Raw genomic sequence first — 10,201 nt, 5'->3', positions numbered from 1 at the left:
CAGCAAATCCCGAGCCGATCAGAGCTCACCGACCGAACAGGAGGCCACCCCCGCGGCACTGACCGCCTGAACCATCACATCGAAGAATCACACGACGACGTCGTACACCACGCCCCTGGACTTGACCCGCTTGAGCAACAACTCACGCTCCGATTCACTCAATCCGCCCCAGATGCCGTAAGGCTCTCCGACAGCCAATGCATGTGAACGGCACTGCGCGATCACCGGGCAACTCCGGCACATTTCCTTCGCGCGCATCTCACGCTGTGCGCGGGCGCGGCCACGCTCCCCGTCGGGATGGAAAAACATCGACGAATCGACACCTCGGCAAAGGCCTTGCATCTGCCAATCCCAGATGTCGGCGTTCGGGCCGGGTAGCTGCTGCGGCTGTGGCATTGGAAAACCCCTCTCTCCGCACATCTTTCGCATGCGTGAGTTGTGGAACCGATCCGAGCACTGTCGCCTATGACTACTCGTGCCCACAAAGTTAGGGGCGCTGCGCAAAGCGAGTCAATAGTCGACTTATGTGCGCAATCACATAATCGCAGCTCGAGAATTTACATCACGTTCATCATTGCGACCCACGGTCGCCGGGCCACGTGGTAACTGACACGTGTCGATCGTGATGAATTCGTGATTTGCGCAGGAAGGCACCTCAGGCCTGGCCGCCTGATTTCCTAGCGCTCAATAGGTAGTAAACATGGCCGTAACATCACGACCACGAACTGTTAACTGGCCAGATCGACCCGGCCGGTTGATAGCGTGCCGGGTCAGATGAACTCCACCGTATTGGCCGCCGCCGCCTTCGGCGACAACCCGGGCTGCTGGCCGCTGCCGGCAGCGAACACGCCCGACCAATGGTGGCTGCGGGCGGTCGCCGCAGCGGGCCAAGGGCGCTACAGCAGCGCGCGCTCCGACCTCGCGGCCCTGCGGCGTCACCGACCTACCGCAGCGTGCGCGTCGCTGTCGCTGAGCACCGAGGCGTCGTTGCTGCGCCAACTCGGCGGCCACCGTGCGGCCGCCGGCTGGGATGGCCGCGCGCTGGCACTGGCGCAGACCGCCGGCGACGACCCCCTGACCCTGCAAGCCGGTGTCGACGCCGTCGTCGGGCTCGCCGCCGACGCACTGGGGGTGGGCCGGCTCGCGGCCTCGGCCCGACTGCTCGAGCGGGCCGAGACGATGATGCGCGAAGCCGACACGGTGCCGACTCGTCTCGAGATCCGGCTGGCGTGGGTCAGCGCCGAGCTGGCGATGGCCGGTGGCCGCGGTGAGGACGCCGTGACCCACGCGCGGCGCGGAGTCGCGATTGCCGAGAAGGTGTCGCCGGAGTTGCGGCGCCATCGCGTCAAGAGCGATGTGGTGCTCGCCGCGGCACTGTGCTGCGCGGGTTCGTCTGAGCTCGCCCGCGAAGTCGCCGACGCCGCGCTGAGCGAAACCCAGACCTATGGCCTGGTTCCGTTGCGTTGGGCGCTGGCGTGTCTGCTGGCCGATATCGATAGTGCAACACTTACGTCTCAGCAGGTCTCGGCCATCCGCGACGATTGTGCAGGCGTTATCACACGGCGCGGCGGACGGTGGAGCCCCGGCTAACGCCCGATCTGCAGTTTGGGCCGATATTGTCTAGTCGCAGTGGCTGCCGGGAAGCTTCCCGTTCGTAACGTTGGAGATATCGCCGTCGATGACAGTTCCAGGAGATCGTCTCGACGCGGCCGTTGCTGAAGCGGTGGCCGGCAGCCGTGATGCCCTCCGTGAAGTTGTGGAGACCATCCGCCCCATCGTGGTCCGTTATGTCCGGGCCCGCCTCGGCGCCACGGAGCGGGTTGGCCTCTCTGCCGACGACGTCGCTCAGGAGGTTTGCTTGGCCGCCATCCAGGCGCTGCCGCGCTACCAGGATCAGGGTCGCCCCTTCCTGGCCTTCGTATACGGCATCGCTGCGCACAAGGTCGCCGACGCACACCGCGCGGCCGGCCGGAACAAATCCGACCCCACTGATGTGGTGCCGGAGCGGTACTCGCTGGAAGCGGGTCCCGAGCAGATGGCAGTACAGGCTGACTCGGCTGCGCGGATGAACAAGTTGTTGGAGGTCCTGCCCGAGAAGCAGCGGGAGATCCTGATCCTGCGCATCGTGGTCGGGATGTCCGCGGAGGAGACCGCCGAGGCGGTCGGCAGCACACCGGGTGCGGTGCGAGTCGCCCAGCACCGTGCGCTGGCCAAGCTCAAGGGCGAGATCACGGCGGGAGGTCACGGCTATGCCTGACTTCGGACGCAACTCCCGCGGCGACGATCCGTCGCTGGACGCCATCGTCAGCAGCGACCGTTTCATCGACGCACTGGCCGCCGGTCAGCAGGTCACCCCGCAGGACCAGGGCGACGCCATGTTGGCCGAACTGCTCGGCGGGTGGCGTGACGAGATGCGCTGGCCGCCGGCGACCGGACTGATCACCGAACGTGACGCCGTCGCCGCGCTGCGCACCGGCCTGGCCGAGAAGCAGAGCAGTGGGCGCAGCCGGCGAGGCCTGAGCATCGTGGGCGCGGCGGCGGCCGGTGTGCTGGCGCTGGGCGGCTTCGGTGCTGTCGTGGCCGGTGCCGGCCCCGGGGACGCGCTGTATGGGCTGCGCACATGGTTGTTCGGCGAGCCCAAGCAGGTCCGCGACGACCAGGTCACCCTCGCCAACGCCACCGAGCAGCTCAAACAGGTCCAGCAGTTGGTCGAGCAGGGCGACTGGGCCGCGGCCCAGGCCAAGCTGGTCGAGGTCAACAACCAGGTGGCCGCAGTCGCCGACGCGCCGCAGAAGCAGCAGGTGCTCGAGCAGTGGAACGAATTGTCGGCGAAGGTTGTGCAGCAGGATCCGGAGGCCACCGTGCCGCCCGGTATCACCTACACGGTCCCGCCGTCGGCCACTGAGCTGGTTCCGGCGGTGATCACCCCGACCGACGGGCCCGAGGTGCCGCCGACCAGCGTCCCGAGCCTGCCGCCGATCACGATCTCGACGACGCCGGACAGCACCGGCACATTCGGGCCGTCGCCGTCGGACACTCCGACGACGCCGTCAGACACCCCGACGACGACGGTCGACCCGACCACGACCACGGTTGCGCCGACGACGACCACCACGACCACGGTTGCGCCGACGTCGACCACCACGACCACGGTCGCGCCGACGACGACCACCACGACCGTTGCGCCGACGACCACGACGACGACCACCACACTGCCCGCGGCTACGACGACGACGAGTGCGTCCGCTGCGGCTCAGGCACCGGCGGCCGCAACGACCACCGCTGCAGCGGCTGAGTCTCCGGCCGCGGCGAGCACGTCTACGGTCGTGCAGCAATCGTCGGCTCCCACGACAGCCTCAATCCCGACCGCGACCCAGCAACCGATCATCTCGATACCGTCGACGGTCATTCAGGCGCCGAAGACACAACCGCCGGCTGCTGTGATCACCACCACGATGGTGATGCCGATGCCGCAGTTGCCGAAGCTGCCGAGTTCCGGCGGCAGTCACAGCAGCGGAAGCAGCGACGGGAACTGAGTTGGTCCGCGCTCAGCGGAAGCCGTCGTAGTCCGATGTCGCTTCATTGAGCGAGGCGTCGGCGTACCCACGGCAGTAATCCCACGTGACATAGGCGTCCGGTTCAGGATCGTAAGCGGGTTCGTGCGGGCGGACTGTGCCGTCGACCAACAGCTGAAGAAGGTTGGCGCGCAACATATCCCAGTCGTGATAGTGGTCTTGTTGGCATTCGTCGCAGCAGACCACGAGTCCGCGGATTCCGCGGTGCGCCAGCAGCGCCTCGTAGACGGCAAGGTCGGCCAGATCGGCCTCCACCGCGGCGCGCTCCTGAGGGTCCAGCGGCTGTCCGGGTTCCAACGCATCCAATGCAGCCGACGGATCGGCGGGGTCGTCGGCGAACGGATCTGGTGGCAGGCCTGGTGGGAGGTGGTCGCGCACGGCTCCACACTACGTAACGCAGCGGGTATCGCGCCAGGGAACGCAACCGCGAGCCGATAGGATGGGGTCCACATTCCGCCAGCTGATGGGGGCCCACCGATGACCATTGCCGAAGGCAGCGCCGGCCGCATCGACGGCCTGACCGCGCATCTGAATGGCCTGCTGGGGGATTCGGTTCCCACCGGCGGGGACGACCCGAACAAGATCGCGATGCTGGGCCTGACATTCGACGACGTCCTGCTACTTCCCGCCGCCTCCGACGTGGTGCCCGCCGCCGCCGACACCTCCAGCCAGCTGACCAAGAAGATCCGGCTCAAGGTGCCGCTGGTCAGTTCCGCGATGGACACCGTGACCGAGGCCAGGATGGCGATCGCGATGGCCCGCCAGGGCGGCATGGGAGTACTGCACCGCAACCTGTCGATCGCCGAGCAGGCCGGCCAGGTGGAGATGGTCAAGCGGTCCGAGGCCGGCATGGTCACCGACCCGGTGACCTGTTCGCCCGAGAACACCCTGGCCGAGGTCGACGCGATGTGCGCCCGGTTCCGCATCTCGGGCCTGCCGGTCGTCGACGCGCAGGGTTCGCTGGTCGGGATCATCACCAACCGCGATATGCGCTTCGAAGTCGATATGAGCAAGCCGGTCGCCGAGGTGATGACCAAGGCGCCGCTGATCACCGCGCAGGAGGGCGTGACCGCCGACGCCGCGCTGGGCCTGTTGCGGCGCAACAAGATCGAGAAGCTGCCGATCGTCGACGGGCATGGCCGGTTGACCGGTCTGATCACTGTCAAGGACTTCGTCAAGACCGAGCAGCACCCGCTGGCCACCAAGGACAGTGACGGCCGCCTGCTGGTCGGCGCGGCGGTCGGCGTCGGCGATGACGCCTGGGAGCGCGCCATGGCTCTGGTCGACGCCGGGGTGGATGTGCTGATCGTCGACACCGCTCACGCCCACAACCGCCGGGTGCTCGACACCGTCGGCAAGCTCAAGGCCGAGGTCGGGCACCGGGTGGAGGTGGTCGGCGGCAACGTCGCCACCCGCAGCGCGGCCGCCGCGCTCGTCGAGGCCGGCGCCGACGCCGTCAAGGTCGGGGTCGGACCCGGCTCGATCTGCACCACCCGCGTGGTCGCCGGGGTGGGTGCACCTCAGATCACGGCGATCCTGGAGGCCACTGCGGTGTGCGCGCCGGCCGGCGTGCCGGTGATCGCCGACGGCGGGCTGCAGTACTCCGGTGACATCGCCAAGGCGCTGGCGGCGGGCGCGTCGACCGCGATGCTCGGCTCCCTGCTGGCCGGCACCGCCGAGGCCCCCGGTGAGCTGATCTTCGTCAACGGCAAGCAGTTCAAGAGCTACCGAGGCATGGGGTCCCTGGGCGCCATGCAGGGACGCGGGGCGGCGAAGTCCTACTCCAAAGACCGCTATTTCCAGGACGATGTGCTGTCCGAGGACAAGCTGGTACCCGAGGGCATCGAGGGCCGGGTGCCGTTCCGCGGCCCGCTGTCGACGGTCATCCACCAGCTCACCGGCGGCCTTCGCGCAGCGATGGGGTATACCGGTGCGGCAACCATCGAGGCGTTGCAGCAGGCGCAGTTCGTCCGGATCACGGCGGCAGGGCTCAAGGAGAGCCATCCGCACGACATCACGATGACTGCCGAAGCGCCGAACTACTACGCGCGCTAGGGGCTCAGCAGATGCGAGACATGGTGGAAATCGGCATGGGCAGAACTGCCCGCCGCACTTACGAACTCGAAGACATCAACATCGTTCCGTCCCGCCGGACCCGCTCGTCCCAGGACGTCTCCACGGCCTGGCAGCTCGACGCCTACCGGTTCGAGATCCCCGTCGTCGCGCACCCGACCGATGCCCTGGTGTCCCCGGAGTTCGCGATCGAACTGGGCCGTCTCGGCGGGCTCGGGGTCCTCAACGGCGAAGGTCTGATCGGCCGGCACGCCGACGTCGCGGCCAAGATCATCGAAGTCATCGAGGCCGCCGACAAGGAGCCCGAACCGTCGGCCGCGATCCGGCTGCTGCAGCAGCTGCACGCCGCACCGCTGGACCCCGAGTTGCTCGGCGCGGCCGTGGCCCGCATCCGCGACGCCGGGGTCACCACGGCGGTCCGGGTGAGTCCGCAGAACGCGCAGGCTTTGACGCCGGCGCTGGTCCAGGCCGGCATCGACCTGCTGGTCATCCAGGGCACGATCATCTCCGCCGAGCGGGTGGCATCCGACGGGGAGCCGCTGAACCTCAAGACCTTCATCTCCGAGCTCGACATCCCGGTGGTGGCCGGTGGCGTTCTGGACCACCGCACCGCACTGCACCTGATGCGCACGGGCGCGGCCGGCGTGATCGTCGGCTACGGCTCGACGCTGGGCGTGACCACCAGCGACGAGGTGCTCGGCATCAGCGTCCCGATGGCGACGGCGATCGCCGACGCCGCGGCTGCGCGCCGGGAATACCTGGACGAGACCGGTGGGCGTTACGTGCACGTGCTGGCCGACGGCGATATCCACACCTCCGGTGACCTGGCCAAGGCCATTGCCTGCGGAGCCGACGCGGTGGTGCTGGGCACCCCGCTCGCCGAGTCCGCCGAGGCGCTCGGGGACGGCTGGTTCTGGCCGGTGGCCGCCGCGCACCCGTCGCTGCCGCGCGGCGCGCTCCTGCAGATCGCGGCGGGGGAGCGCCCGTCGTTGGACCGGGTGCTCAACGGGCCGTCCGACGACCCGTTCGGCTCGCTGAACCTGGTCGGCGGCCTGCGCCGGTCGATGGCCAAGGCCGGCTATTGCGATCTCAAGGAATTCCAGAAGGTCGGGCTGACTGTAGGCCGCTAGTTTCGCGGGCCGGCCCACCGGACGGGAACAGGCGCTGGTGGAATCGTGCCAGCGGCGCGGGCGCCCACCAGTTCCAGGTGCCGAGCACATGCATGAATGCGGGCACCAACAGCATGCGCACCACCGTTGCGTCGGCCACGATCGCGATCGTGAGGCCGACGGCGAACATGCGCATGAACGACACTCCGGCGAATATCAGTGCGGCAAATGAGATCGTCATCAGGAGCGCGGCGGCGGTCACCACCCGCCCGGTGCGCTCGATGCCAAGCGCGATGCTCTCGTCGTTGTCGGCACTCGTTCGGGGCGACGCGAGCCAGTACTCGCGGATCCGCGAGAGCAGGAAGACTTCGTAGTCCATGGACAACCCGAATGCGATGCAGAACATCAGCACCGGGATGTTGACGGCCAACGTGCCGGTGGGAGTGGTACCGGCCGCCCACAGATGTCCCTCCTGGAATATCCACACGAGCGCGCCGAATGCCGCCGTGAGCGAAAGGATGTTCAGCAGCACCGCTTTGATCGGTAACACGACGCTGCCGGTGAGCAGGAACAGCAGTATCAGCGTGACGACCGCGATGAAACCGAGCACCACCGGCAGGCGCGATGTAATGCTTTGTACGCCATCGCGATTCGTTTGTGCCGCCCCGGTGAACTGTGCGGAGGTGTTTCGTGGCGGCGCGACGGCGTGTAGTCGGTCCAGCTGGTCGTCGGACGCCTTGGTGTACAGCGGTGCGGTGGTTTCCACGGTCAGAAAGGCGCTGTTGGCGGTCCTTCCGGCCGGTGCCGTCGGCGGCCCCCTGCGTTGGCCACCGACGAACGTGCCCGTCGGTCCGGACACAGCGGTCACGTCGGGCACGCCGGACAACTGGGCGGCGTAGCTGTCCAGTTCCGGATCCGTCAGTCCGGAGACGTCGGGCAGGACGATCTTGACCGCGGTGGTGGAATTCATCGGAAAGTCCGCGCGGACCCGGTCATTGACGGCCCGCACCGACGACGACGTGGGTAATACCCGGTCGTCGGGGTTGCCCCACTTGACTCGAAGAAACGGCGCGCCGAGTACCAGTAATGCCGCGGTGAGTACCAAGCCGAGTGGAATTGCCCGGCGCATAACGAACTTCGCCATCTGGTACCACCCGGTGCGTTCGGTGGCGTGCCGCGGCCGCCGGCCGCGGCCGAGTTTCTGCCGGAGCCATCGCCGGACGTTCAACGCATCGAGCCGGTCGCCCGCCAGCACGATCGCGGCCGGGGTCAGGGCCACCGCCGCGAAGGCGGCGAACCCCACGACGGCCACTCCGGCGTAGGCGAACGACTTGAGGAAGTACATCGGAAACAGCGCCATCGAAACCAGTGCGAGGGCAACAGTCGTCGCCGAGAACAGGACAGTGCGACCGGCGGTGGTCATGGTGCGCACCAGGGCTTGCTCACGGGAGCCGCCGTCGGCCAGCTCCTCGCGGTAGCGGCTGATGATCAACAGGGTGTAGTCGACGGCCAAAGCGAATCCCAACGCCACCGCGACGTTGAGAGCGAAGATCGATACGTCGGTGACAAAGGACATCGCCCGCAGGACCGCCAGTGAACCCACGATGGCGAACCCGCCAACAGCCACCGGCAGGGCGGCCGCGACGAGGCCGCCGAAGACCCAGACCAACGCAAGGAAGCTCAGCGGGATTGCGATGGATTCCATTCGGATCAAGTCTTGCTCGGTCTGGCGACCGATTTCGGAGAAGACCAGCGCGGACCCGCCCGCGTGCACCTGGACATCGCTGGTGCTGCCCGGTAGCCGGTCGGCGAGGGCTCGGGCTCGTTTCGGCGCGGTGTTCTCGTCGCCCTTGATCGCGGCCACGATCATCGCTGATCGCCCGTCGCCGGACAGTGTGCCGGGCACCGGTGGGCTGCCCCACGGAGAGATGACCTGCGATACGAACGGTGACGCGGCCAGATCCCTGGTGATGTCGGTGCCGACGGAGCGGGCGGCCCCCGTCGCGAACCCGGCCTGCGAATCGACCACGACGACCAAGTCCATGTCGCCTTGGCCAAAGGTGTCGGCCAGGGTCGCTGATGCGCGCGCGGACTCCGAACCGGGATCGACAAAGCCCCCGGCAGACAGGCTCGAGGCTGCTGGAATCCCGAAGACGGCGGTGGCGATCAGCAGCACTGCGGCAGCCGCGATGATCCGTCGCGGCGCCGCCACAGATAGCTTAATCAGCTTAAACATTAACATTGTGAAATATTTTGTTGGAAGATGTCATGATCAATCCGCCTGTCGGCCAAGCCGTTAACCAACTTATATTCACTCACTGAACTATTCAATGATTTAACTAAGTAATCGTTCGAGGGTAGTCTGGGTGCAATCGCGGGCACTGAGACGAGGTGGTAGGTGGCATGTCGTTGCTCGAACACCGCAAACGTCGGCACATCGACGTTTGTCTGGATGGTGACGTCGCCTACCGCGGTGTCACGACGGGCCTCGAACGCTATCGGCTGCCCTACAACGCCCTGACCCAAACCCGGATGGACGACGTCGACCTGTCCACCGACTTCCTTGGATCCCGGCTGCGAGCCCCGGTACTCATCGGTGCCATGACCGGCGGAGCGGACCTCTCGGGTGTCATCAACCGCCATCTGGCGGCCGCGGCTCAGCAACTCGGCATCGGGATGATGCTGGGCTCGCAGCGGGTGATGTTCAGCAGCGCGCTGGGCGAGCAGGCAGCCACGAGCTTCGCGGTCCGCGACGTGGCACCCGATGTGCTACTGATCGGCAATATCGGACTTGCGCAGCTGACCAAGGAGGCGGTACCGGAAATAGTTTCCGCACTCGACCGGGTCGGTGCAAATGCCCTTGCGGTGCACACGAATCCATTGCAGGAAGCGATGCAGGCGGACGGCGACACGGACTGCGTCGGCTCCCTCGACCGATTGCATGAGGTGGTGCCGATGGTGGACCGTCCGGTGCTTCTCAAGGAGGTGGGCCACGGAATCGGGGCTACTGCGGTACGCGAACTGTTGCTGGCCACCGGTGAACCGCCCGTAGCGGCGATCGATGTGGCAGGCGCGGGCGGCACGTCCTGGTCGCGTGTCGAGCAGCTGGTCCGCTACGGCGAGCTACGCTACCCAGATTTGGCGGATTGGGGGATACCCACGGCCCAAGCGCTTTTGGAAGTCCGCGCCGCACTACCGCGCATCCCGTTGGTGGCATCCGGCGGGATCCGAACGGGTTCTGATGCGGCCAAAGCTCTGGCGATGGGTGCCGATGTGGTGGCTGTCGCGCGCCCTCTCCTTGCTGCCGCCATCGATTCGGTAGCGGCGGTCACCGAGTGGCTGCAGATGTTCCTGACCGAGCTTCGGGTATGCCTGCATGGTTGCGGCGCAACAAATCTGGCGGCGCTGCGCGGCCTTGGTGTGGTTGGCGCAAGCTAGGCGATT

General features: G+C 67.1%; 9 protein-coding genes. 6 read left to right on the top strand and 3 right to left on the bottom strand.

The window, feature by feature from the left end; genetic code table 11:
* Positions 1-87: 87 nt before the first annotated feature.
* Positions 88-396, bottom strand: a complete 309-nt coding sequence (locus tag HPC46_RS26255) for a WhiB family transcriptional regulator (protein ID WP_179475118.1) — start codon at positions 394-396, stop codon at positions 88-90.
* Between the two features lie 378 nt (positions 397-774).
* Between HPC46_RS26255 and HPC46_RS26250 the strand changes: the two genes are divergently transcribed.
* The 3 genes from HPC46_RS26250 (at position 775) to HPC46_RS26240 (ending at position 3,536) form a co-directional block, all read left to right on the top strand.
* Positions 775-1,590: a serine/threonine-protein kinase gene (locus HPC46_RS26250; protein WP_179475117.1), complete on the top strand. Its 816-nt coding sequence runs from the start codon at positions 775-777 to the stop codon at positions 1,588-1,590.
* Positions 1,591-1,678: 88 nt separating this feature from the next.
* Complete coding sequence (locus HPC46_RS26245; RefSeq protein ID WP_005140154.1) at positions 1,679-2,257, top strand: sigma-70 family RNA polymerase sigma factor; 579 nt, start codon at positions 1,679-1,681, stop codon at positions 2,255-2,257.
* Positions 2,250-3,536 carry an anti-sigma-D factor RsdA gene (locus tag HPC46_RS26240; protein WP_179475116.1) on the top strand — a complete coding sequence of 429 codons (1,287 nt, stop codon included), beginning with the start codon at positions 2,250-2,252 and terminating at the stop codon, positions 3,534-3,536. The genes HPC46_RS26245 and HPC46_RS26240 overlap by 8 nt, the downstream gene beginning before the upstream one ends.
* 12 nt (positions 3,537-3,548) lie before the next feature.
* On the opposite strand, the gene HPC46_RS26235 is transcribed toward HPC46_RS26240, so the two are convergent.
* On the bottom strand, positions 3,549-3,953 hold the full coding sequence (locus tag HPC46_RS26235; protein WP_036340680.1) for a DUF5319 domain-containing protein: 405 nt from the start codon (positions 3,951-3,953) through the stop codon (positions 3,549-3,551).
* 99 nt (positions 3,954-4,052) lie between these two features.
* Here HPC46_RS26235 and guaB point away from each other — a divergent pair, with 99 nt between their 5' ends.
* Both guaB and HPC46_RS26225 read left to right on the top strand, forming a co-directional pair.
* On the top strand, positions 4,053-5,630 hold the full coding sequence (gene guaB / locus HPC46_RS26230; RefSeq protein WP_005140161.1) for an IMP dehydrogenase: 1,578 nt from the start codon (positions 4,053-4,055) through the stop codon (positions 5,628-5,630).
* A gap of 20 nt (positions 5,631-5,650) precedes the next feature.
* Positions 5,651-6,778, top strand: a complete 1,128-nt coding sequence (locus HPC46_RS26225; protein WP_179475125.1) for a GuaB3 family IMP dehydrogenase-related protein — start codon at positions 5,651-5,653, stop codon at positions 6,776-6,778.
* Here the strand turns inward: HPC46_RS26225 and HPC46_RS26220 are convergent.
* Positions 6,738-8,999 carry an MMPL family transporter gene (locus HPC46_RS26220; protein ID WP_179475115.1) on the bottom strand — a complete coding sequence of 754 codons (2,262 nt, stop codon included), beginning with the start codon at positions 8,997-8,999 and terminating at the stop codon, positions 6,738-6,740. The genes HPC46_RS26225 and HPC46_RS26220 overlap by 41 nt on opposite strands.
* A 161-nt stretch (positions 9,000-9,160) precedes the next feature.
* Here HPC46_RS26220 and fni point away from each other — a divergent pair, with 161 nt between their 5' ends.
* Complete coding sequence (gene fni / locus HPC46_RS26215) at positions 9,161-10,195, top strand: type 2 isopentenyl-diphosphate Delta-isomerase (RefSeq protein ID WP_179475114.1); 1,035 nt, start codon at positions 9,161-9,163, stop codon at positions 10,193-10,195.
* The last annotated feature ends 6 nt before the right edge of the window (positions 10,196-10,201 follow it).

Origin of the sequence: Mycolicibacterium vinylchloridicum, from assembly GCF_013404075.1 — a bacterium.
GTDB lineage: Bacteria > Actinomycetota > Actinomycetes > Mycobacteriales > Mycobacteriaceae > Mycobacterium > Mycobacterium vinylchloridicum.
Note: the sequence above shows the minus strand (reverse complement) of the source record. Positions and strands in the feature narration are given on the sequence as shown.

Excerpts from the sequence above, each read along its gene's own strand:
- HPC46_RS26220 (WP_179475115.1), bottom strand. The coding sequence starts at position 8,999 with ATGTTAATGTTTAAGCTGATTAAGCTATCTGTGGCGGCGCCGCGACGG.
- HPC46_RS26225 (WP_179475125.1), top strand. The coding sequence starts at position 5,651 with ATGGTGGAAATCGGCATGGGCAGAACTGCCCGCCGCACTTACGAACTC.
- HPC46_RS26250 (WP_179475117.1), top strand. The coding sequence starts at position 775 with ATGAACTCCACCGTATTGGCCGCCGCCGCCTTCGGCGACAACCCGGGC.
- HPC46_RS26245 (WP_005140154.1), top strand. The coding sequence starts at position 1,679 with ATGACAGTTCCAGGAGATCGTCTCGACGCGGCCGTTGCTGAAGCGGTG.
- guaB (WP_005140161.1), top strand. The coding sequence starts at position 4,053 with ATGACCATTGCCGAAGGCAGCGCCGGCCGCATCGACGGCCTGACCGCG.
- HPC46_RS26240 (WP_179475116.1), top strand. The coding sequence starts at position 2,250 with ATGCCTGACTTCGGACGCAACTCCCGCGGCGACGATCCGTCGCTGGAC.
- fni (WP_179475114.1), top strand. The coding sequence starts at position 9,161 with ATGTCGTTGCTCGAACACCGCAAACGTCGGCACATCGACGTTTGTCTG.
- HPC46_RS26255 (WP_179475118.1), bottom strand. The coding sequence starts at position 396 with ATGCCACAGCCGCAGCAGCTACCCGGCCCGAACGCCGACATCTGGGAT.